Below are 22,013 nucleotides of genomic sequence, written 5' to 3' on the forward strand. Positions count from 1 at the left end.
CGCTTAGTATGAAACTGTGATCGGCCATACACAATTTGAATTGCTCTTAAATGCCCGAAATTTCGCGTGTTAAGCACTTTTTGATATTTGCTTTTTCATCGCGTTATTCCATTGAGTAACTACTCATTCCAATTCGTAATTTCATTCGGTCTAAGCCGCCCCCTATAGTCCCTCTATTCCTCGTTGTTAGTGAGTTGTTGCTTGTGGACTATCTGCCCCTTTTTGCTGCGATTAAAGAAAAACCGGTACTGGTTGTGGGTACGGGTGAAATTGCCGATCGCAAAATCGCGTTTCTGCAGCGCGCGGGCGCGCAGGTGCGGGTTGTCGCAGAAGCGGAGTTCGACGAGTCACAAATCGACAGCGTGGTGCTGGTGATTGCAGCGACGGAGGATCGCGAACTCAACCGACGCGTTTCCGAGGCCGCTCAGGCGCGTTACCGCCTGGTGAACGTGGTCGACGACCAGCCTTTGTGCTCGTTTATCTTCCCGTCGATTGTCGACCGCTCGCCGCTGCTGGTGGCGATCTCCTCCGGCGGTACCGCACCGGTGCTGGCGCGCGTGCTGCGGGAAAAGATTGAAGCGCTGTTACCAACCAGTCTCGGACGTATGGCAGAGAAAGCGAGCTACTGGCGCAACCATCTGAAAACCCGCCTGACCAGCGTAACGGAACGCCGTCGCTTCTGGGAGCGGGTATTCCGTGGCCGCTTTGCCAGCCTGATGCACGCCGGTAATGAGACGGCAGCGCAAAAAATCCTCGAAGACGAGCTGGATAACCCCGGCAGCACGGGCGGCGAGATCATTCTGGTAGGTGCTGGTCCGGGTGATGCCGGGTTACTGACCTTACGCGGACTGCAGGTGCTGCAGGACGCGGACGTGGTGTTCTATGACCATCTGGTCACCGACGGTGTGCGCGAGCTAATTCGTCGCGATGCCGAGCAAATCTGCGTGGGTAAACGCGCAGGCGAGCACTCGGTACCGCAGCACGACACCAATCAGATGCTGATTGCCGCAGCGAAAGCAGGCAAAACCGTGGTGCGCCTTAAAGGGGGCGATCCGTTCATCTTTGGTCGCGGTGGCGAAGAACTGCAGGCGGCAGACGAAGCGGGCGTGCCGTTCCAGGTGGTGCCGGGGATTACGGCGGCCTCCGCGGTAACGGCCTACGCAGGTATTCCGCTTACGCACCGCGATTACGCCCAGAGTGTGACCTTTGTGACTGGTCATTATAAGGCCGACAGCACGCCGTTTGACTGGTCGCATCTCGCCCAGAGCCGACAGACGCTGGCCATCTATATGGGCACCATGAAGGCGGCGGACATCAGTGAACAACTTATTCAGCACGGTCGCGAGGCGACAACGCCGGTGGCCGTGATTTCTCGCGGTACCCGCGTCGATCAGCGTGTGGTGACCGGTACGCTACAAGACCTTGCAGTCCTGGCGAAAGACGCCCCGATGCCCGCGCTTATTGTGGTGGGCGAAGTGGTACAGCTGCACAGCACGCTCGCCTGGTTTCAACATACAACAGACTCAGAGGGGTTTGGCTCCTCTGTGGTGAATCTGGCTTAAGGAACGGTTATGGACCAAAAACGACTTACTCACCTGCGACAGCTTGAAGCGGAAAGTATCCATATTATCCGCGAAGTGGCCGCCGAGTTCTCTAACCCGGTGATGATGTACTCCATCGGTAAAGATTCCAGCGTGATGCTGCATCTGGCGCGTAAAGCGTTTTATCCGGGTACGCTGCCGTTCCCGCTGCTGCACGTGGATACCGGCTGGAAATTCCGTGAGATGTATGAGTTCCGCGACCGTACCGCCAAAGCCTATGGCTGTGAACTGCTGGTGCATAAAAACCCGGAAGGGGTGGCGATGGGCATTAACCCGTTTGTTCACGGCAGCGCCAAACACACCGACATCATGAAAACCGAAGGGCTGAAGCAGGCGCTGAACAAGTACGGTTTTGACGCCGCTTTCGGTGGTGCGCGCCGTGACGAGGAGAAATCCCGCGCCAAAGAGCGTATTTACTCCTTCCGCGACCGCTTCCACCGCTGGGATCCGAAAAACCAGCGTCCTGAGCTGTGGCACAACTACAACGGCCAGATCAACAAAGGCGAAAGCATTCGCGTCTTCCCGCTCTCCAACTGGACCGAGCTGGATATCTGGCAGTACATCTATCTGGAAAATATCGAGATCGTTCCGCTTTACCTGGCGGCTGAACGCCCGGTGCTGGAGCGCGACGGCATGCTGATGATGATCGACGACGATCGCATTGATTTACAGCCGGGCGAAGTGATCAAAAAACAGATGGTGCGTTTCCGTACTCTTGGTTGCTGGCCGCTGACCGGCGCGGTGGAGTCCAACGCGCAAACGCTGCCAGAAATCATCGAAGAGATGCTGGTATCGACCACCAGCGAGCGACAGGGGCGCGTCATTGACCGCGACCAGGCAGGCTCGATGGAGCTGAAGAAACGTCAGGGTTATTTCTAAGGAGCCGCCATGAACACCACGATTGCCCAACAAATTGCCAACGAAGGCGGCGTAGAAGCATACCTGCACGCGCAACAACACAAGAGCCTGCTGCGCTTTCTGACCTGCGGTAGCGTTGATGACGGTAAAAGCACGCTGATTGGTCGCCTGCTGCACGACACGCGTCAGATCTATGAAGACCAGCTCTCTTCCCTGCATAACGACAGCAAACGTCATGGTACTCAGGGCGAAAAGCTCGACCTGGCGCTTTTGGTGGACGGCCTGCAGGCGGAGCGCGAGCAGGGCATCACTATTGATGTTGCGTACCGCTATTTCTCCACCGAGAAACGCAAATTTATTATTGCCGACACGCCGGGGCATGAGCAGTACACCCGCAACATGGCCACCGGTGCATCAACCTGTGAGCTGGCGATCCTGCTGATCGACGCCCGTAAAGGCGTGCTGGATCAAACCCGTCGTCACAGCTTCATCTCCACGCTGCTGGGGATCAAACACCTGGTGGTGGCGGTGAACAAAATGGATCTGGTGAACTTCAGCGAAGAGACCTTCGAGGAGATCCGCCAGAGTTACCTGACCTTTGCTGAACAGTTGCCGGGCAACCTTGATATTCGCTTTGTGCCGCTCTCGGCGCTGGAAGGGGATAACGTCGCCTCCCAGAGCGCCAACATGCCGTGGTACAGCGGCCCGACGCTGCTGGAAGTGCTGGAGACGGTTGAAATTCAGCGCGTGGTGGATACCCAGCCAATGCGCTTCCCGGTGCAGTACGTGAACCGCCCGAACCTCGATTTTCGCGGCTTCTCCGGCACCCTCGCCTCGGGCACCGTCACGGTGGGGCAGCGCGTCAAAGTGCTGCCGTCGGGTGTGGAGTCGTCCATTGCCCGTATCGTCACCTTTGATGGCGATCTGCAGGAAGCGGGTGCCGGTGAAGCGGTGACGCTGGTGCTGAAAGATGAGATTGATATCAGCCGCGGCGATCTGCTGGTGGATGCGCAGGAAACGCTGGCGGCGGTGCAGGGTGCTGCCGTGGATGTGGTGTGGATGGCTGAACAGCCGCTGACCGCAGGCCAAAGCTACGACATCAAAATTGCCGGTAAGAAAACCCGCGCCCGCGTGGACGGTATCCAGTTCCAGGTGGACATCAACAATCTGACCCAGCGTGAAGTGAGCGAACTGCCGCTGAACGGTATTGGCCTGGTGGATCTCACCTTTGACGAGCCGCTGGTGCTGGATAAATATCAGCAAAATCCGGTAACGGGTGGACTTATCTTTATCGATCGCCTGACCAACGTTACCGTTGGTGCAGGCATGGTGCGCGAGACTAATCAACAGGCGGCAGCGGTGTCTGAATTCAGCGCCTTTGAGCTTGAACTGAATGCGCTGGTGCGTAAGCACTTCCCGCACTGGGGTGCACGCGATCTGCTGGGAGGCAAGTAATGGCCGCCCATGATGAGAACGTCGTCTGGCATCCTCATCCGGTTACCGTCGCTCAGCGGGAGCAACTCCACGGCCACCGTGGGGTTGTGCTGTGGTTTACCGGGCTGTCCGGCTCCGGTAAATCGACGGTCGCGGGCGCGCTGGAAGAGGCGCTGCATCAGCAGGGGGTGAGCACCTACCTGCTGGATGGCGACAACGTGCGTCACGGACTGTGCAGTGATTTAGGGTTTAGCGATGAACACCGCAAGGAGAATATCCGTCGTGTTGGGGAAGTGGCCAGCCTGATGGCGGATGCCGGGCTGGTGGTGCTGACCGCGTTTATCTCGCCTCACCGCGCCGAGCGGCAGATGGTACGCGAGCGCGTCGGCCAGGATCGATTTATCGAGGTGTTTGTCGATACGCCGCTGGAAATCTGCGAAGCGCGCGATCCGAAAGGGCTGTATAAAAAAGCCCGCGCGGGTGAGCTGCGAAACTTCACCGGCATCGACTCGGTCTACGAAGCGCCTGAATCCCCTGAGATCCACCTGGAAGGTCAACAATTGGTAACAAATTTAGTAAGCCAATTATTAGACCTGCTCAGACGGGACGATATTATCAGATCCTGAGACGGTATCGTTCGGGAGCTGTCTTCCCGAACGATGAGTCACGGTCACAGGATTAGCTATGCGCAACAGTGAAAACTACATGATTACCACCGGGTCGGATCCGATAGCGACCGACGACGAGACGACCTGGTCATTTCCCGGGGCCTTCGTCGGCTTCGTCTCGTGGTTGCTGGCGCTGGGCATCCCGTTTCTCATCTACGGCGGTAACACGCTGTTCTTCTTTCTCTATACCTGGCCCTTCTTCCTGGCGCTGATGCCCGTGGCGGTTGTCGTCGGCATCGCCCTGCATTCACTGCTTAACGGCAAACTCCTGTACAGCACCGTTGTCACGATTGTGACGGTGGTCCTGATGTTTGGTCTGTTATTTTTGTGGCTCATGGGCTAACTTCAGCCATAATTCAAACCGTAACCAACTGTGTGACGATATTGAGCAGGGCGATTCTGCGGAAAAAATGTGGTACATTTGCCCGCGATGTTGCGGCATCTCTGTTACTCCGGCATAGAGCGCCGGGGGCGTTGTGGGATGAAGATGCCGTTTTTCAGGGGGCAGGATGGGTAAACTAACGCTGCTGTTGCTGGCTCTGCTGGTCTGGCTGCAATATTCGCTGTGGTTCGGTAAAAACGGACTGCACGACTATAGCCGGGTAAGCGATGACGTCGCGGCTCAGCAGGCAACTAACGCCAAACTTAAGGCGCGAAACGATCAACTCTTTGCTGAAATTGATGACCTCAATGGCGGGCAGGAGGCGATTGAGGAACGCGCACGCAATGAACTCAGTATGACTAAACCGGGCGAAACCTTTTATCGTCTGGTTCCGGATGCGTCTAAACGCAATCAGGGCTCAGCACAAAACAATCGATAATCAGGCCCAGGATTACGACATGGCAGTGACTTTTTCGGACGTATGCGCCGTGGTGCCGGCCGCGGGTTTTGGCCGGCGCATGCAGACAGAATGTCCCAAGCAATACCTCTCTATTGGCGATAAAACGATCCTCGAACATGCCGTGGCGGCGCTGCTGGCGCACCCCCGAGTGACGCGTGTCATCATCGCCATCAGTCCGGGCGATGCCCGGTTCGCACAGTTACCGCTGGCCGCTCATCCGCAGATCACCGTCGTTGATGGCGGTGCCGAGCGCGCCGATTCCGTGCTGGCGGGCATCCAGGCCGCTGGCGATGCCCAGTGGGTGCTGGTCCACGATGCTGCGCGCCCGTGTCTGCACCAGGACGATCTTGCGCGCCTGCTGGCGCTGAGTGAAACCAGTAACGTCGGTGGCATTCTGGCCGCGCCGGTACGTGACACCATGAAGCGTGCCGAGCCTGGCAAACAGGCTATCGCGCATACCGTTGAGCGCGTCGATCTCTGGCACGCGCTGACGCCACAATTTTTCCCCCGCGAATTACTCCACGACTGCTTAACGCGCGCGCTTAAAGAAGGTGCGACCATCACCGACGAAGCCTCTGCGCTGGAGTATTGCGGTTTCCACCCAACGCTTGTTGAAGGGCGCGCTGATAATATAAAAGTGACGCGTCCGGAAGATTTACAGCTCGCGGAATTTTATCTTACCCGTTCGACCCATCAGGAGAAGGCATAATGCGAATTGGACACGGTTTTGATGTACACGCCTTTGGAGGCGTTGGCCCAATTATCATTGGCGGCGTGCGCATTCCTTATGAAAAAGGGCTGCTGGCGCATTCTGATGGCGACGTGGCATTACACGCCTTAACCGACGCCTTGCTGGGCGCGGCGGCGCTGGGCGATATCGGCAAGCTGTTCCCGGACACCGATCCGGCGTTTAAAGGCGCAGACAGCCGTGCGCTGTTGCGTGAAGCCTGGCGCCGTATTCAGGCGAAGGGCTACACCCTGGGTAACGTCGATGTGACGATCATCGCTCAGGCCCCTAAAATGCTGCCGCATATTCCTCAGATGCGCGTATTTATCGCTGAAGATCTGGGCTGCCATATGGATGACGTCAACGTCAAAGCGACCACCACGGAGAAACTGGGCTTTACCGGTCGCGGCGAAGGCATCGCCTGCGAAGCCGTGGCGCTGCTGGTGAAGGCGAGCAAATGACCGATTTTGACAACCTGACCTACCTGCACGGTAAACCGCAGGTGAGTGGGCTGCTGAAAGCCAGCCCCGAAGATTTCGTGGTCGTGGAAGATTTGGGCTTTGAGCCGGACGGCGAAGGCGAGCATATCCTGGTGCGCATCCTCAAAAATGGCTGCAATACCCGCTTTGTGGCCGATGCGCTGGCTAAATTCCTGAAAATCCATGCCCGCGAAGTGAGCTTCGCCGGGCAGAAAGACAAACACGCGGTCACCGAACAGTGGCTTTGCGCGCGCGTTCCCGGCAATGCGATGCCTGATTTAAGCAAATTTGAGCTTGAGGGCGGTAAGGTGCTGGAGTACGCCCGTCACAAGCGCAAACTGCGTCTGGGGGCGTTGAAAGGTAACCACTTTACCCTCGTACTGCGTGAAGTGACCGACCGTGACGACGTGGAAAAACGCTTGCAGGCCATCAATGAACGCGGTGTGCCTAACTATTTTGGCGCACAGCGTTTTGGCATCGGCGGCAGTAACCTGCAGGGCGCACTGCGTTGGGCGCAGAGCGATGCGCCGGTGCGCGACAGGAATAAACGCAGTTTTTGGTTGTCGGCGGCCCGCAGTGCGTTGTTTAATCAGATCGTAAGCGAACGGCTGAAAAAACCGGACGCGAATCAAGTTGTTGTCGGCGATGCGCTACAATTAGCGGGACGCGGTAGCTGGTTTGTGGCAACGGCTGAAGAAATGGCCGATGTTCAGTCGCGCGTGGACGCTAAAACGCTGATGATCACCACAGCCTTGCCCGGCACGGGCGACTGGGGTACGCAGGATGACGCGCTGGCCGCGGAGCAGGCAGCCGTTGCAGAAGCGCAAGAATTACAATCATTGCTGGTGCGGGAAAAAGTCGAAGCAGCACGCCGGGCGATGTTGCTCTACCCGCAGCAGTTAAGCTGGAACTGGTGGGATGACGTAACCGTTGAGTTACGCTTCTGGCTGCCGGCAGGTAGCTTTGCCACCAGTGTTGTCAGGGAACTTATCAACACGTCGGGTGATTATGCGAATATTGCTGAGTAACGATGACGGGATCCATGCCCCAGGCATTCAGACGCTGGCGAAACACCTTCGCGAATTTGCGGATGTGCAGGTCGTGGCTCCCGATCGTAACCGCAGTGGAGCGTCTAACTCATTGACGCTGGAGTCGTCGCTTCGCACCTTTGCTTTTGAAAATGGCGATATTGCTGTGCAGATGGGCACGCCAACGGACTGCGTTTTTCTGGGGGTGAATGCGCTGATGCGCCCGCGCCCGGATATCGTCGTTTCCGGGATTAACGCCGGGCCGAATCTGGGTGATGACGTTATCTACTCTGGTACCGTGGCGGCCGCAATGGAAGGCCGTCATCTTGGCTTTCCGGCGCTGGCGGTATCGTTAAATGGTCACACTCATTACGACACGGCGGCAGCGGTAACCTGTTCTATCCTGCGGGCACTTAGCCGAGAACCGCTGCGTACCGGACGCATCCTCAACATCAACGTGCCGGATCTCCCGCTGAATGAAATCAAGGGCATTCGCGTCACGCGTTGCGGAAGCCGTCATCCGGCCGATCAGGTCATCCCGCAGCAGGATCCGCGCGGCAACACGCTCTACTGGATTGGTCCTCCCGGCGATAAGTGCGATGCGGGGCCGGATACCGACTTTGCCGCTGTGGATGAAGGCTATGTCTCGGTAACGCCGCTGCACGTAGATTTAACCGCGTATAGCGCGCATGATGTGGTGTCGGGCTGGCTTGATCGCGCAGGAGTGAACGCGCAATGGTAAGCAAACGTGTACAAACTCTTCTGGAACAACTTCGCGCACAGGGGATCCGCGACGAGCATGTGCTTGACGCGCTCGCCCAGGTTCCGCGTGAGAAATTTGTAGATGAGGCGTTTGAACACAAAGCGTGGGAAAACGTGGCCTTGCCCATCGGGCAGGGCCAGACGATTTCGCAGCCCTATATGGTGGCGCGCATGACGGAGCTGCTGGAGCTCACCCCCGACTCCCGCGTGCTGGAGATTGGCACCGGGTCCGGGTATCAGACTGCGATTCTGGCGCATCTGGTGCATCATGTGTGCTCGGTTGAGCGGATCAAAGGTTTACAGTGGCAGGCGCGTCGTCGCCTGAAACAACTTGATTTACACAATGTTTCGACACGACACGGTGATGGATGGCAGGGTTGGCAGGCTCGCGCCCCGTTTGACGCTATCATCGTGACGGCGGCTCCACCGGAGATCCCTGCGGCCCTGTTGTCGCAGCTGGATGAGGGGGGCATTCTTGTATTGCCTGTTGGCGATGAGCAGCAGCTGTTAAAGCGCGTTCGTCGACGTGGCGACGAGTTTATTATCGATACCGTAGAAGCCGTGCGCTTTGTGCCTCTGGTAAAGGGGGAACTGGCCTAAGACTCGGAATTTTCCAGGGTTATTAAGGCAAATTCAGCGTATGGTGTGGCGCGAAAGAGTCGTGCCATCACGGTTAATTTTAAGTCACTGGTAGTTAACACATTCCTGGGGGATAAATGAGCGCGGGAAGCCCTAAATTCACCATCAGCCGTGTTGCGGCATTATCACTGGTTTCGCTCTGGCTGGCAGGCTGTTCAAGCTCTAACAATGCACCTGCGCCTGTCAGTTCTGTTGGCGGAAACAGCGGCTCCGGTAACACGTCCAGCGGAATGTTGATCACGCCGCCACCTAAAATGGGAACTGCTGCGCCGCAGCAAACACCACAAATTCAGCCTGTGCAACATCCTGTTACACAGCCAACACAGATTCAGCCAGTCGAACAACCTGTTCAGACCCAAAATGGCCGCATAGTGTATAACCGTCAGTATGGGAACATTCCGAAAGGCAGCTATACCGGCGGCAGCACCTATACCGTGAAACGTGGCGATACGCTGTTCTATATCGCGTGGATCACCGGGAACGATTTCCGTGACCTCGCGCAGCGCAACAACGTCCAGGCACCGTATGCGCTGGAAGTCGGGCAGACGCTCCAGGTGGGCAACGCGACGGGTACGCCGCTTACGCCTGGCAATACCGTTTCTGCAGCCGACGTGACCGCGCAAAATAACAGCGTTAAGCCTGCACAAAAATCCACCACGGTGGTTGCTTCACAACCTGTAATTACGTATTCTGAAGATTCAGGTGATCAGACTGCTAACAAAATGTTGCCGAATAATAAAGGGACTGCGACTGCTGTCACAGCACCGGCTACGGCACCTGTGGTTAGCTCTACTGAACCGACTGCCAGCAGTATGAGTTCCAGTTCGCCAATTTCAACCTGGCGCTGGCCAACTGACGGTAAGGTTATCGAGAACTTCTCTTCCTCCGAAGGAGGAAACAAAGGGATCGATATCGCAGGAAGTAAGGGACAGGCTATCATCGCGACCGCAGACGGACGCGTTGTGTATGCCGGTAACGCTCTGCGCGGTTACGGTAATCTTATTATCATCAAACACAACGATGATTACCTGAGTGCCTACGCCCATAACGACACAATGCTGGTCCGGGAACAACAAGAAGTTAAGGCGGGGCAAAAAATCGCTACCATGGGTAGCACCGGAACCAGTTCTACACGCTTGCATTTTGAAATTCGTTACAAGGGGAAATCCGTAAACCCGCTGCAGTATTTGCCGCAGCGATAAATTGACGGGGCATGCCAGCCAGGGTGTCTCGTTCAGGGATCACGGGTAGGAGCCACCTTATGAGTCAGAATACGCTGAAAGTTCATGATTTAAATGAAGATGCGGAATTTGATGAGAACGGAGCAGAGGCTTTTGACGAAAAAGCCTTAGTAGAAGAGGAACCCAGTGATAACGATTTGGCTGAAGAAGAGCTGTTATCGCAGGGTGCCACACAGCGTGTACTGGACGCGACTCAGCTTTACCTTGGGGAGATTGGTTACTCCCCACTGTTAACGGCCGAAGAAGAAGTCTATTTCGCACGTCGTGCTTTGCGTGGTGATGTTGCCTCGCGCCGTCGCATGATTGAAAGTAACTTGCGTCTGGTCGTGAAAATTGCCCGTCGTTACGGCAATCGTGGTCTGGCTCTGCTGGATCTGATTGAAGAGGGCAACTTAGGTCTCATCCGCGCAGTAGAGAAGTTTGACCCAGAACGTGGGTTCCGCTTCTCCACCTACGCGACCTGGTGGATTCGTCAGACCATCGAACGGGCCATTATGAACCAAACCCGTACGATTCGCCTGCCGATTCACATCGTCAAAGAGTTGAACGTCTATCTGCGTACCGCGCGCGAGTTGTCCCATAAACTGGACCACGAGCCAAGCGCAGAAGAGATTGCTGAGCAACTCGACAAACCGGTTGATGACGTAAGCCGCATGCTGCGTCTCAACGAGCGCATTACCTCGGTTGACACCCCGCTGGGTGGCGACTCCGAAAAAGCGCTGCTGGATATCCTGGCCGATGAAAAAGACAACGGCCCGGAAGACACCACGCAGGACGATGACATGAAACAGAGCATCGTCAAATGGCTGTTCGAACTGAACGCCAAACAGCGTGAAGTGCTGGCACGTCGTTTCGGTTTGCTGGGGTATGAAGCTGCGACACTGGAAGACGTCGGCCGTGAAATTGGCCTGACCCGTGAACGTGTTCGTCAGATTCAGGTTGAAGGTCTGCGCCGCCTGCGTGAAATTCTGCAGGGGCAAGGTCTGAATATCGAAGCGCTGTTCCGCGAATAAGCAACCTTTCGTCAAAAAAAGGCCCGTCGTGAGACGGGCCTTTTTTATCTCTTACGGCTGCGCCGTTTCGTGCAGCAGACGCCAGCTGATCTTCTCGCCATCCCGATTGAGCACCGCGGTTGACCAGCGTACGTTGACGGGCTGGTCCGGGCGGGTCTGCGTCTCCCGGTAATGAAGCACCGCACCGTTATCCCATGACTGAATCGTGGCTAGCTCATCAATGATGATTTTAAGGCCGGGTCGGCTTCCACGCTGGGCGTGCAGAAAACGGACAAGGGCGTCATGGTTTAAATGCGCCCCACTCGGGGGAACCATCAGAAAGTTTGGCTGGAAACGGGCGAGCAGGGCATCAATATTACCTTCACCGGCACCCAGCCACTTTTCCAGTGCGATATGAATATCAATGATGTCGTGTTCGAAAGGCGTCATGGTTTCTCCTGTTGCAGTTGTGCAAGCACCTGCGGGTTGTTAAGACGAAATACAGAGATGACGGGCACCAGGGTGATGGCCGAAGCAACCAGAAACATCCCGTGCCACGCGGCGACGGGGGGCAAATACCTCTGGGCCAGATCCAGCACCTGTGCCAGCAGAAAGGCACCCGCAAAAAAACTCAGCTGACGATTAAGATTCCACAGCGCGCTGGCATCAGCCATCTCTTCCCGACGCGTTGTCAGAAATGCGCTGCTCTGTGCCGTACTGCTGCAAAGACTGCCTCCTGCGCCCATTAATGCAAACGCAACGATCGCTGGCAGCGTGCCCGTGGTCGCACTGACGCTGAGCAAAAGCAGAATACCTGACGCCTGAAGCAGGCAACCCGCGATCAACAGAGGTCGGGGGCCGACACGGTTAAAGTAACGGCCCGTTGCGGTGATGGCCATAAACGATGCCAGAGACCACGGCAGCATCAGCATGCCCGTCGCGGCTGGCGTCATGTTGGCCACGCTCTGCAGATAAAACATGCCGGTGACGTTTATTCCGATAAACATGCCGGGGACACATACATAAACCATCATGGAAACGCGCAGAAGCGGATCGGCGATCAAACTCAGGTTCAGCAGTCGGTTTGCTTTTATCGCTGGCATTTCATGCTTAAGCCACAGACAGGCCAATGCAAAGGTCAGGAGAGCAACCGGGAGGGTAGCAAAAAATACCCACCGCCAGCTTAAAGCCTGACCCAGTAGGCCCCCTAACGCAGGTGAGCATGCGGGGGCAAGCAGTGCAACCAGCATGACGGCGGAAGAGAGCCTGGCGCGTTCATGCGCTTTAAACTGTTGCCAGGTCAGCGCCTGCCCTACGGGGATCAATAAGCCACCGCCCACGCCCTGCAGCACCCGCCAGGCAATCAGACTTTCAAGTGTGGCAGACAAGCCTGCCGCGGTGGAGGCTACGCTAAAGAGAACCAGCGAGAGAAGGATGACGTGCTTTGCCCCGATGCGGCGCGTCAGGGCACTGCTGAACGGGATCACCAGCGTCAGGCCGGCAATATATCCGTTACTGACCCAGGCGAGTGCAGAGGGCGTGGCGTGATAGGTCTGCGCCATTGCCGGAAAGGCGACGCTGGCAATAAACATGTTGATCAAATCAAGAAAAAAGCCCAGCAGATAGACTACGGCGACTTTGCTGCGATACGTCATGGTGGATCCTCCGGTGAGGGGGCGTATCGTATCGGCTTGTCCGGTGCCGATAAACGCAACAATTCGCGATATACTGTCAAAACTATTTTGACAATTTTGAAGGTTAACGATGCTGAATCTCCAGCGAACGGCGATGTTTGTGGCGGTAGCGGATGCGGGCAGTTTTACTGCCGCCGCAGAGTCGATGGGGCTGACAAAGGCCGTGGTCAGCTTCAATATTCGCCAGCTGGAAGATGAGCTGGGAGTCACGCTGCTGTTGCGATCCACCCGTCGCCTGACGTTAACCGAGGCGGGCGTGCTTTTTCATCAGCGAAGCGTCAGGCTTTTACAGGAGGCTGAACGCCTGCAGGACGACGTTCGCGCTAACCATGCCGGCCTGACCGGCAAATTGCGGATCACCACCACGCCCGAATACGGTTCGCAGGTGGTTGTGCCTTTGCTGGCCGAATTTAGCCAGCAGCATCCGGAGCTTCGCGTTCGTCATGTTTCGTCGTCTCAGCATGCCGATCTTATCTCGGAGCGCTTTGATGTCGCCATCCGGCTGGGAACACTCGCTGATTCGCGCTACCACGCCGCCTTGATTTCAAACTTTACTATCCTGCCGGTTGCCGCCCCCGGGTGGCTGGCTAACCATCCCGTTGAATCTCTCGAACACCTGGCGCAGGCCGAGTGGATCGTTCACGAGCGTTTACCTTCGCCGCTGCACTGGCAGGTAAAAGATGCAGCTGGCAATCTGGTTGCCTTTGAGATTAAAAAAGCCCCGCGCCTGTACGCAGATAGCGCCCAGGCGCTGATGGCTTTCGCGCATGCGGGATGTGGTGTGGCGCTGCTGCCGGAGTGGCTGGTGCGAAACGCACTGAATTCGGGGGTTCTGGTATCGCTTTTACCGGGATACACGTTTGCTCAGCAGGGCATCTATGCCGTTTATCCAGATGCCCAGCATGTGCCCGCTAAGGTCCGGACATTTATTGATTTTATGCGTGCCCGGGTGAACTAGTCATGCATCATCTTTTTGATCAGTGCCGTAAATTGTTCCCGCTCGTCCTGGCTGAGACGCCCTAAAAACGCCTCATCCACCTCATTACCGACCGGTTTACAGCTTGCAAGCAGGGCTTCCCCTTCAGGCGTGAGGAAGACAAACCGGCGGCGCTTATCCGCAGGATCGTGTTCGCGCTTCACCAGCCCGCGCGATTCCATGCGGCTCAGCATTTCGGCCAGCGTCGCTTTTGTGCTCACGGCAACTTCCGTCAGGGCGACCTGCTCGATCCCCGGATTTTCAGAAACAGATCGCATCACCGCATATTGCGGCTTGGTCAGCGCCGGTAAAGCATGTTGCCAGTGGGCAGTATGCTGTTGAAAAAGCTGCCGTAGCAGGTGGAACGCTTCTTGTCTCAGTTCCATGAACACTCCGACGAAAAAAATCTCCCCCTATGATAGCCGCTATTGCCTGCGATTTTAACGCAGCAGTTTTTAGCATTACGTGTGATCGTGTACGAACAATATTGTCAGCTCAGCTCACCGGGAGTAACGTAGTCATTATGTTCGTATGCGAACAAATTAATTGAGGTGCTGAATGAGATTGATCGTGGGAATGACGGGAGCAACAGGTGCTCCGCTGGGTGTGGCTTTACTGCAGGCGTTACGGGACATGCCAGAGGTTGAAACCCATCTGGTGATGTCGAAATGGGCGAAAACCACCATTGAGCTGGAAACGCCTTATACCGCGCAGGATGTCGCCGCCCTGGCAGATGTCGTTCACAGTCCTGCCGATCAGGCTGCCACCATCTCCTCCGGCTCGTTTCGTACCGACGGCATGATCGTCATTCCCTGCAGCATGAAAACGCTGGCGGGTATCCGCGCGGGCTATGCCGAAGGGCTGGTGGGCCGTGCGGCAGACGTGGTGCTGAAAGAGGGGCGCAAGCTGGTGCTGGTCCCGCGTGAAACGCCGCTCAGCACCATTCATCTGGAGAACATGCTCGCGCTTTCCCGCATGGGGGTGGCGATGGTGCCGCCCATGCCTGCGTATTACAACCACCCGCAAACCGCCGATGATATCACCCAGCATATCGTGACCCGCGTGCTCGACCAGTTTGGTCTGGAGCACAAAAAGGCGCGTCGCTGGAACGGCCTGCAGGCGGCGAAACATTTTTCACAGGAGAATAACGATGGCATTTGATGATTTGAGAAGCTTCCTGCAGGCGCTCGATGAGCAAGGGCAACTGCTGAAAATTGAAGAAGAGGTCAATGCGGAGCCGGATCTGGCGGCGGCCGCTAACGCGACGGGACGTATCGGTGACGGTGCGCCTGCGCTGTGGTTCGATAACATTCGCGGGTTTACCGATGCCAGGGTGGTGATGAACACCATCGGCTCCTGGCAGAACCACGCCATTTCGATGGGGCTGCCGGCGAATACCCCGGTCAAAAAGCAGATCGATGAGTTTATTCGTCGCTGGGATAAATTCCCGGTCGCACCGGAGCGCCGGGCCAACCCCGCATGGGCGCAGAATACGGTGGACGGTGAAGAGATTAACCTGTTCGACATCCTGCCGCTGTTTCGCCTGAACGACGGGGACGGCGGTTTTTATCTCGACAAAGCGTGCGTTGTCTCGCGCGATCCGCTCGACCCGGACCATTTCGGCAAGCAGAACGTCGGTATTTATCGCATGGAAGTGAAAGGCAAACGTAAGCTCGGCCTGCAGCCGGTGCCGATGCATGATATCGCCCTGCATCTGCATAAAGCCGAAGAGCGTGGTGAAGACCTGCCGATTGCGATTACGTTGGGCAACGATCCGATCATCACCCTGATGGGCGCAACGCCGCTGAAATACGATCAGTCCGAGTATGAAATGGCCGGGGCGCTGCGTGAAAGCCCGTACCCGATTGCGACCGCGCCGTTGACCGGCTTCGATGTGCCGTGGGGGTCTGAAGTGATCCTGGAAGGGGTGATTGAAGGCCGTAAACGTGAAATTGAAGGGCCGTTCGGTGAGTTTACCGGGCACTATTCGGGCGGACGCAATATGACAGTGGTCCGTATTGATAAAGTCTCGTACCGCACCAAACCGATTTTCGAATCCCTCTATCTCGGGATGCCCTGGACCGAGATCGACTACCTGATGGGGCCAGCCACCTGTGTGCCGCTTTACCAGCAACTGAAAGCGGAGTTCCCTGAAGTGCAGGCGGTGAACGCGATGTACACCCACGGTCTGCTGGCGATCATCTCCACCAAAAAACGCTACGGTGGTTTTGCCCGCGCGGTCGGTTTACGCGCCATGACCACGCCGCATGGCCTGGGCTATGTGAAGATGGTGATTATGGTGGATGAAGATGTCGATCCGTTCAACCTGCCGCAGGTGATGTGGGCGCTGTCATCAAAAGTGAACCCGGCAGGGGATCTTGTGCAGCTGCCGAACATGTCGGTCCTTGAGCTTGATCCTGGGTCCAGCCCGGCAGGGATCACCGACAAGCTGATTATTGATGCCACCACGCCTGTTGCGCCGGATAACCGCGGTCACTACAGCCAGCCGGTGCAGGATTTACCGGAAACCAAAGCCTGGGCTGAAAAGCTGACTGCGATGCTGGCAGCACGCCAATAAGGAGGAAAAGATGATTTGTCCACGTTGTGCCGATGAGCAAATTGAGGTGATGGCCACATCACCGGTGAAAGGGATCTGGACGGTTTATCAGTGCCAGCATTGCCTGTATACCTGGCGCGATACCGAGCCGCTGCGTCGTACCAGTCGCGAACATTACCCTGAAGCGTTCCGTATGACGCAGAAGGATATTGATGAGGCGCCGCAGGTGCCGACCATTCCGCCATTGCTGTAAAAAAAAAGCCCGGTGGCGCTGCGCTTACCGGGCTTACGGGTTTTGTAGGACGGGTAAGGCGAAGCCGCCACCCGGCAAAACAGACCGCACGAGGTTACTGCCCGGTAAGCGTAGCGCCACCGGGCAAAGATCGCAGAGAACTAAACCAGACTCTTCAGCCGATAAATCCACTCCAGCGCCTGACGTGGCGTCAGTGAATCCGGGTCGAGATTCTCCAGCGCTTCAACGGCGGGTGACGTCTCTTCCGCAGGTGCCAGCAGCGACATCTGTGTACCGTCAATCTGGGTGGCCGCCGCATTCGGTGACAGGCTTTCCAGCTCGCGCAGTTTCTGACGCGCGCGTTTAATTACCTCTTTAGGCACACCCGCCAGCGCCGCGACGGCCAGACCATAGCTCTTGCTCGCGGCCCCCTCCTGCACCGTGTGCATAAAGGCGATAGTATCACCATGCTCCAGCGCATCCAGGTGGACGTTTGCCACGCCCTCCATTTTCTCCGGCAACTGCGTCAGTTCAAAGTAGTGCGTCGCGAACAGCGTCATGGCCTTGATTTTATTCGCCAGGTTTTCCGCACACGCCCATGCCAGCGACAGTCCGTCGTAGGTTGAGGTGCCGCGTCCGACTTCGTCCATCAGCACCAGGCTGTGTTCTGTGGCGTTGTGCAGGATATTGGCGGTTTCCGTCATTTCGACCATAAAGGTGGAACGGCCGCTGGCCAGATCGTCCGCCGCACCCACGCGGGTGAAGATACGATCGATAGGGCCAATCTCCACTTTCTGCGCCGGAACGTAGCTGCCGATGTAGGCGAGCAGGGCGATAAGCGCCGTCTGGCGCATATAGGTACTTTTACCGCCCATGTTCGGACCGGTAATGATCAGCATTCTTCGCTGCGGCGACAGGCTCAGCGGGTTAGCGATGAACGGCTCGTTCAGTACCTGCTCCACCACCGGGTGGCGGCCTTCGGTAATGCGAATGCCGGGCTTGTCGGTAAAGGTCGGGCAGGTATAGTTCAGCGTTTCAGCGCGCTCAGCCAGATTCACCAGCACATCCAGCTCCGCCAGCGCGCCAGCGCTTAACTGCAGGTCCGCGAGGTGTGGCATCAGCATGTCGAACAGCTCGTCGTAAAGCTGCTTTTCCAGGGCCAGCGCTTTGCCTTTCGAGGTGAGAACTTTGTCCTCATACTCTTTCAGCTCAGGAATGATGTAGCGCTCAGCGTTTTTCAACGTCTGGCGACGCACATAGTGAATCGGCGCCAGATGGCTCTGCCCGCGGCTGATCTGAATATAGTAACCGTGGACTGCGTTATAGCCGACTTTCAGGGTATCGAGCCCGAGACGTTCGCGCTCGCGGATCTCCAGCTTGTCGAGGTAATCCGTTGCGCCGTCAGCCAGCGCGCGCCATTCATCCAGCTCTTCGTTGTAGCCAGGGGCAATTACGCCACCGTCGCGCACCAGAACCGGCGGCGCATCTATGATAGCGCGCTCCAGCAGATCGCGGAGTTCAGCAAACTCGCCCATGGTTTCGCGCAGTTTCTGAACCGGTGCGCTGTCAACGTCGCTCAGTTGAGCACGCAGTTCCGGCAACTGCTGGAAGGCATGACGCATTCGTGCAAGGTCGCGAGGCCGCGCCGTGCGCAGTGCCAGGCGAGCCAGAATACGCTCCAGATCGCCCACCTGACGCAGCACTGGCTGCAGCTCGGTGTAGCGATCCTGCAGCGCGGCAATGGTCTGCTGACGACAAACGAGCGTATCCGTATCGCGGACGGGCATATGCAGCCAGCGCTTCAGCATGCGGCTGCCCATCGGCGTCACGGTGTTATCGAGGACGGATGCCAGCGTGTTCTCAACGCCACCCGCCAGGTTCTGAGTGATCTCCAGATTCCGGCGCGTGGCCGCATCCATAATGATGCTGTCCTGCTGGCGCTCCATGGTGATAGAGCGGATATGCGGCAGGGCGGTGCGCTGGGTATCTTTCACATACTGCAAAAGGCAGCCCGCGGCGCACAGTCCACGCGGGGCGTTTTCCACCCCAAAGCCAATCAGATCGCGGGTGCCAAACTGCAGGTTGAGCTGCTGGCGAGCGGTATCAATTTCAAATTCCCACAGCGGACGGCGGCGCAGGCCGCGACGACCTTCTATCAACGCCATTTCGGCAAAATCTTCGGCATACAGCAGTTCCGCCGGGTTGGTGCGTTGCAGCTCGGCTGCCATGGTTTCCCGGTCAGCCGGCTCGCTCAGACGAAAACGCCCGGAGCTGATATCCAGCGTGGCGTAACCAAACCCTTTGCCGTCCTGCCACAGGGCCGCCAGCAGGTTATCCTGACGCTCCTGGAGCAGGGCTTCGTCGCTAATGGTGCCTGGCGTGACGATACGCACGACCTTGCGTTCAACCGGGCCTTTTGAGGTAGCCGGATCGCCGATCTGCTCACAGATGGCAACCGACTCGCCCTGATTCACCAGCTTGGCCAGGTAGTTTTCTACCGCATGATGCGGAATGCCTGCCATCGGGATGGGTTCACCTGCCGATGCGCCACGTTTGGTCAGAGAGATGTCGAGCAGCTGCGATGCCCGTTTAGCATCGTCATAAAACAGCTCGTAAAAATCGCCCATACGGTAAAACAGCAGGATTTCCGGATGCTGCGCTTTCAGCTTCAGGTACTGCTGCATCATTGGGGTATGGGCGTCAAAATTTTCAAGTGTACTCATTAGGTTACCGTGTCCATTTTTTTTCAATTTCAATGAGTTGTCTTTTTTATTGTCAGGTTTCTTACTCTCTCATTGGAACGCATGACAGCCTGCGTTTCTTATCATGAATCGTTCACGGACCATGATAACGGACTCTGCTGGACAGGAAAACAGACGTGCAGGCTCTTTCGACTAAAATGCGTACCTGATTCCAGCGATACTGAAGACGTGGGCCTGTCTTGCCGCAATTGCGACAGGCACGCTGGTCCGGTAACGCTAAAGGAACACCGCGCGATATTCCTTGCGTATTAAACGTAAACGGGAATAAAGGCGTCAGAATATAACGTCATCCTTTTTTTCTGTTTCAGAAACGTATTTGTCTTCGATGTGGCGATAATATTCTATTATGCTCACATTATTTTATTTCGGTGTTACTGCTGAACAAACACCATAACTTACTGCTTTGACAAGGAATATTCGCAGAGTATACTTGCTAACTCTGGCAACAGTTTTCTGATTCTGTTTATTGCATAGTGAGTCTCATATGTTCTGGATAATTAACGATAATATTAAATTTTGTCCAGAGAAAAACTTACTTGTCTCTATGACCCGACCGGAGTTGAGCGTCATTCTGACCACGCCAGCCAGTCGTTGTCTGGTTCTTCTGCTTGAGTCCGCCCCGGAAGTGGTTAATCAAAGGGATTTCTTCACTAAAGTTTGGGGTGAAGACGGAATGTTAGTTCCGGCCAATACCCTTTATCAGAATATCTCCATTATCCGGCGTGGGTTGCGCACGACGGGAGAGACTGACGACACGCTGATTGCCACGGTACCCAGAAAAGGGTTCCAGATTAAAAAAGAAGTTAAGGTCAGCCGAATTGAAAACGACGTAACAGAATCAGAAAGCGCGATAGCAGAAGCCCAGCCTGTCACCGGCTCGAAAGAGGTGATTGCGGAAACAGCTGCCGTTCAGGTGAAAGATAAGACCCCGCGTCATCACTATCGTCGCTATCTTCCACTGCTTTTTATGGCCCTCTCTTTTGGGCTCGGCTATTTTATTCTTCATCTGGCGGTCCATGACTATTCCAGAAAAGACTTTTTTAAAGACTACACCATAAGCAGTACGGAAAATGGCTGCCATTTTTTCTCACGAAACGATGATATTAAAAGCAGGGGTAACTTCACGCGTTATAAGCAAATTATCATGCGAACAGGGCTCGATTGTAAAAAATACCCCTGGGCCTACTTCTCTTCATCCAGCACGGCTCCGGCACTTTCTGTACTCATTTGCAGAAAACCGTATGAGCAAGAAGAAGATGCAGGATGCGTTACGCTTTATTTTAGGGGGTACAATCAGTGACTAAAAAGTCTACTGCCATCCTGTGTCTCGTCCTGTTTGCCGTTGGGGCGCTGACGTCCTGGCTTTATCATTATCACTTAGAAAAAAAACAAAATACGGAAGCCTGTTCAGTTTCTGTTGTTGTTTACCATGAAGATGCCCGCGCAAACCTGACGCTGGATTTTATGTACACCATGCAAAAGCAGACCGGGGTCATCGCGCTAAGCGGGACATATTTTAAAAACGACAAGGCGATAGCCTCTATCCGCCGGGATGTGTCTTATATCTGGACCGAAAACAAAGACTCTTTCCAGTTTACCTCCGTGAAGATCCATGAGGTTAATGAAGACTCCCTGCCGGATAATGTACTCGGCGACGTGTTGCCTGATTTCTTTATTTATCCGAACCATAAATTGAACTATACCATTCTGAAACAAGGGCCCAGAGGGTTTCTATTTACCGTCGGTAAGCGTCCTATTTTCTTCTGCTCTCGCTGAGATCTTCTTTCAGTAGTTCGATGACAATTTTCCCCTGTTCAACCCCCACCCTGACCTGAGAGTGGGTAGTAAACCCTGCCTGCTCCAGCCAGTCACCTTTTAAGCTCAACGCCGCATGTACGCTGTAACGTCGCGGGATTTTTGTCTTCCGGTCTTCGTGACGCTTTCTGAAATAACCGACTTTTAAGTGGCGATAGTGTTTGGTCGTGGCGATCTCTTGCATATAGCCTCCGTAACGATGAGCGACGCGTGTTGTTAATGCCTGTATAAAATACCAGTAAAAAAGGGTGGGGGTGGGCTTAATAGTGGAAGGCGGCTTCAGAAAACGAAATGCAACGACTGAAAAGTGGCAGATAAAGGGGTATTATTAATGCATGTTTTTAGTCGGTGAGCCGCTATGTCTGGTAAACGTATTTCACGGGAAAAAAAGACGATCGCCAGAATGATCGCTCTGTATGAAAAACAGTGCCCGCAGGCTTCTCAGGAAGAGGGGCATTATCAGGCGCTGAATGCCTATGCGGATAAGCGTCTGGATAAGTGCATCTTTGGTGAGGAAAAACCGGCCTGTAAACAGTGTCCGGTACACTGCTACCAGCCCGCCCGGCGTGAAGAGATGAAGCAGATTATGCGCTGGGCGGGGCCGCGCATGCTGTGGCGTCACCCCATCCTGACGGTACGCCATCTGCTGGACGATCGTCGTCCGGTACCGGAATTACCGGAAAAGTATCGCCCGAAAAAGTAACCG

25 protein-coding genes are annotated in these 22,013 nt (G+C 55.7%); 20 read left to right on the forward strand and 5 right to left on the reverse strand.

The window, feature by feature from the left end:
- Positions 1-212 precede the first annotated feature (212 nt).
- The 13 genes from cysG to rpoS all read left to right on the forward strand — a co-directional run bounded on the left by cysG (position 213) and on the right by rpoS (position 11,292).
- Complete coding sequence (gene cysG / locus PUZ33_RS05835) at positions 213-1,562, forward strand: siroheme synthase CysG (RefSeq protein WP_162780536.1); 1,350 nt, start codon at positions 213-215, stop codon at positions 1,560-1,562.
- Positions 1,563-1,571: 9 nt separating this feature from the next.
- Positions 1,572-2,480 carry a sulfate adenylyltransferase subunit CysD gene (gene cysD, locus PUZ33_RS05840; RefSeq protein ID WP_008499613.1) on the forward strand — a complete coding sequence of 303 codons (909 nt, stop codon included), beginning with the start codon at positions 1,572-1,574 and terminating at the stop codon, positions 2,478-2,480.
- A 9-nt stretch (positions 2,481-2,489) separates the two neighbouring features.
- Positions 2,490-3,914 carry a sulfate adenylyltransferase subunit CysN gene (cysN, locus tag PUZ33_RS05845; protein WP_058680939.1) on the forward strand — a complete coding sequence of 475 codons (1,425 nt, stop codon included), beginning with the start codon at positions 2,490-2,492 and terminating at the stop codon, positions 3,912-3,914.
- Positions 3,914-4,519 carry an adenylyl-sulfate kinase gene (gene cysC / locus PUZ33_RS05850; RefSeq protein ID WP_058680938.1) on the forward strand — a complete coding sequence of 202 codons (606 nt, stop codon included), beginning with the start codon at positions 3,914-3,916 and terminating at the stop codon, positions 4,517-4,519. The genes cysN and cysC overlap by 1 nt, the downstream gene beginning before the upstream one ends.
- A gap of 58 nt (positions 4,520-4,577) precedes the next feature.
- Complete coding sequence (locus PUZ33_RS05855; protein ID WP_013098502.1) at positions 4,578-4,904, forward strand: DUF3561 family protein; 327 nt, start codon at positions 4,578-4,580, stop codon at positions 4,902-4,904.
- A gap of 166 nt (positions 4,905-5,070) precedes the next feature.
- A complete protein-coding gene (ftsB, locus tag PUZ33_RS05860) occupies positions 5,071-5,382 on the forward strand; it encodes a cell division protein FtsB (RefSeq protein WP_003862095.1) in 312 nt (103 codons plus the stop codon).
- 19 nt (positions 5,383-5,401) lie between these two features.
- A complete protein-coding gene (gene ispD / locus PUZ33_RS05865; protein WP_020689299.1) occupies positions 5,402-6,112 on the forward strand; it encodes a 2-C-methyl-D-erythritol 4-phosphate cytidylyltransferase in 711 nt (236 codons plus the stop codon).
- Positions 6,112-6,591 carry a 2-C-methyl-D-erythritol 2,4-cyclodiphosphate synthase gene (gene ispF, locus PUZ33_RS05870; protein ID WP_013098499.1) on the forward strand — a complete coding sequence of 160 codons (480 nt, stop codon included), beginning with the start codon at positions 6,112-6,114 and terminating at the stop codon, positions 6,589-6,591. Before ispD ends, ispF begins: the two co-directional genes overlap by 1 nt.
- Complete coding sequence (gene truD, locus PUZ33_RS05875) at positions 6,588-7,637, forward strand: tRNA pseudouridine(13) synthase TruD (protein ID WP_058680937.1); 1,050 nt, start codon at positions 6,588-6,590, stop codon at positions 7,635-7,637. The genes ispF and truD overlap by 4 nt, the downstream gene beginning before the upstream one ends.
- Entirely contained in the window at positions 7,618-8,379 is a 762-nt protein-coding gene (gene surE, locus PUZ33_RS05880; RefSeq protein WP_029883175.1) for a 5'/3'-nucleotidase SurE, read from the forward strand. Before truD ends, surE begins: the two co-directional genes overlap by 20 nt.
- The gene (locus PUZ33_RS05885; protein ID WP_013098496.1) at positions 8,373-8,999 is read left to right on the forward strand and encodes a protein-L-isoaspartate(D-aspartate) O-methyltransferase; all 627 of its coding nucleotides are present in this window, start codon (positions 8,373-8,375) and stop codon (positions 8,997-8,999) included. Before surE ends, PUZ33_RS05885 begins: the two co-directional genes overlap by 7 nt.
- 116 nt (positions 9,000-9,115) lie before the next feature.
- Entirely contained in the window at positions 9,116-10,240 is a 1,125-nt protein-coding gene (nlpD, locus tag PUZ33_RS05890) for a murein hydrolase activator NlpD (protein WP_029883176.1), read from the forward strand.
- A gap of 59 nt (positions 10,241-10,299) precedes the next feature.
- Positions 10,300-11,292 carry an RNA polymerase sigma factor RpoS gene (gene rpoS, locus PUZ33_RS05895; RefSeq protein ID WP_013098493.1) on the forward strand — a complete coding sequence of 331 codons (993 nt, stop codon included), beginning with the start codon at positions 10,300-10,302 and terminating at the stop codon, positions 11,290-11,292.
- A gap of 51 nt (positions 11,293-11,343) precedes the next feature.
- On the opposite strand, the gene PUZ33_RS05900 is transcribed toward rpoS, so the two are convergent.
- Together PUZ33_RS05900 and PUZ33_RS05905 are read right to left on the reverse strand one after the other, a co-directional pair.
- The gene (locus PUZ33_RS05900; protein ID WP_013098492.1) at positions 11,344-11,721 is read right to left on the reverse strand and encodes a DUF4440 domain-containing protein; all 378 of its coding nucleotides are present in this window, start codon (positions 11,719-11,721) and stop codon (positions 11,344-11,346) included.
- A complete protein-coding gene (locus tag PUZ33_RS05905) occupies positions 11,718-12,926 on the reverse strand; it encodes an MFS transporter (RefSeq protein ID WP_062676664.1) in 1,209 nt (402 codons plus the stop codon). Before PUZ33_RS05905 ends, PUZ33_RS05900 begins: the two co-directional genes overlap by 4 nt.
- 109 nt (positions 12,927-13,035) lie before the next feature.
- Between PUZ33_RS05905 and PUZ33_RS05910 the strand changes: the two genes are divergently transcribed.
- A complete protein-coding gene (locus PUZ33_RS05910) occupies positions 13,036-13,923 on the forward strand; it encodes a LysR family transcriptional regulator (protein WP_058680935.1) in 888 nt (295 codons plus the stop codon).
- Here PUZ33_RS05910 and PUZ33_RS05915 read toward each other — a convergent pair.
- Positions 13,920-14,327 (reverse strand): MarR family winged helix-turn-helix transcriptional regulator, encoded by a 408-nt coding sequence (locus tag PUZ33_RS05915; RefSeq protein WP_020689291.1) that lies wholly within the window; start codon positions 14,325-14,327, stop codon positions 13,920-13,922. The two genes, PUZ33_RS05910 and PUZ33_RS05915, sit on opposite strands and share 4 nt — an antisense overlap.
- A gap of 172 nt (positions 14,328-14,499) precedes the next feature.
- Here PUZ33_RS05915 and PUZ33_RS05920 point away from each other — a divergent pair, with 172 nt between their 5' ends.
- From PUZ33_RS05920 to PUZ33_RS05930, 3 genes are read left to right on the forward strand one after another with little or no spacing between them, the layout of a single operon-like run.
- Complete coding sequence (locus PUZ33_RS05920) at positions 14,500-15,102, forward strand: non-oxidative hydroxyarylic acid decarboxylases subunit B (protein ID WP_013098488.1); 603 nt, start codon at positions 14,500-14,502, stop codon at positions 15,100-15,102.
- Entirely contained in the window at positions 15,092-16,519 is a 1,428-nt protein-coding gene (locus tag PUZ33_RS05925; RefSeq protein WP_013098487.1) for a non-oxidative hydroxyarylic acid decarboxylases subunit C, read from the forward strand. The genes PUZ33_RS05920 and PUZ33_RS05925 overlap by 11 nt, the downstream gene beginning before the upstream one ends.
- Positions 16,520-16,529: 10 nt before the next feature.
- Positions 16,530-16,751 (forward strand): non-oxidative hydroxyarylic acid decarboxylases subunit D, encoded by a 222-nt coding sequence (locus tag PUZ33_RS05930; RefSeq protein WP_013098486.1) that lies wholly within the window; start codon positions 16,530-16,532, stop codon positions 16,749-16,751.
- Positions 16,752-16,891: 140 nt separating this feature from the next.
- Here the strand turns inward: PUZ33_RS05930 and mutS are convergent, their stop codons facing one another.
- Positions 16,892-19,453: a DNA mismatch repair protein MutS gene (gene mutS, locus PUZ33_RS05935; RefSeq protein ID WP_029883183.1), complete on the reverse strand. Its 2,562-nt coding sequence runs from the start codon at positions 19,451-19,453 to the stop codon at positions 16,892-16,894.
- Between the two features lie 523 nt (positions 19,454-19,976).
- On the opposite strand from mutS, the gene PUZ33_RS05940 reads away from it, so the two are divergent.
- Together PUZ33_RS05940 and PUZ33_RS05945 are read left to right on the forward strand one after the other, a co-directional pair.
- Positions 19,977-20,792 (forward strand): winged helix-turn-helix domain-containing protein, encoded by an 816-nt coding sequence (locus PUZ33_RS05940; RefSeq protein ID WP_058680933.1) that lies wholly within the window; start codon positions 19,977-19,979, stop codon positions 20,790-20,792.
- A complete protein-coding gene (locus PUZ33_RS05945; protein WP_013098483.1) occupies positions 20,789-21,268 on the forward strand; it encodes a membrane protein in 480 nt (159 codons plus the stop codon). The genes PUZ33_RS05940 and PUZ33_RS05945 overlap by 4 nt, the downstream gene beginning before the upstream one ends.
- Here PUZ33_RS05945 and PUZ33_RS05950 read toward each other — a convergent pair.
- Positions 21,246-21,491, reverse strand: coding sequence for a SymE family type I addiction module toxin (locus tag PUZ33_RS05950; RefSeq protein WP_013098482.1), 246 nt, complete (start codon positions 21,489-21,491; stop codon positions 21,246-21,248). The two genes, PUZ33_RS05945 and PUZ33_RS05950, sit on opposite strands and share 23 nt — an antisense overlap.
- Before the next feature lie 174 nt (positions 21,492-21,665).
- Here PUZ33_RS05950 and PUZ33_RS05955 point away from each other — a divergent pair, with 174 nt between their 5' ends.
- A complete protein-coding gene (locus tag PUZ33_RS05955) occupies positions 21,666-22,010 on the forward strand; it encodes a nitrous oxide-stimulated promoter family protein (RefSeq protein WP_058680932.1) in 345 nt (114 codons plus the stop codon).
- The last annotated feature ends 3 nt before the right edge of the window (positions 22,011-22,013 follow it).

This window comes from Enterobacter cloacae complex sp. 2022EL-00981 (assembly GCF_028737495.1).
GTDB classification, from domain to species: Bacteria; Pseudomonadota; Gammaproteobacteria; order Enterobacterales; family Enterobacteriaceae; genus Enterobacter; species Enterobacter cloacae.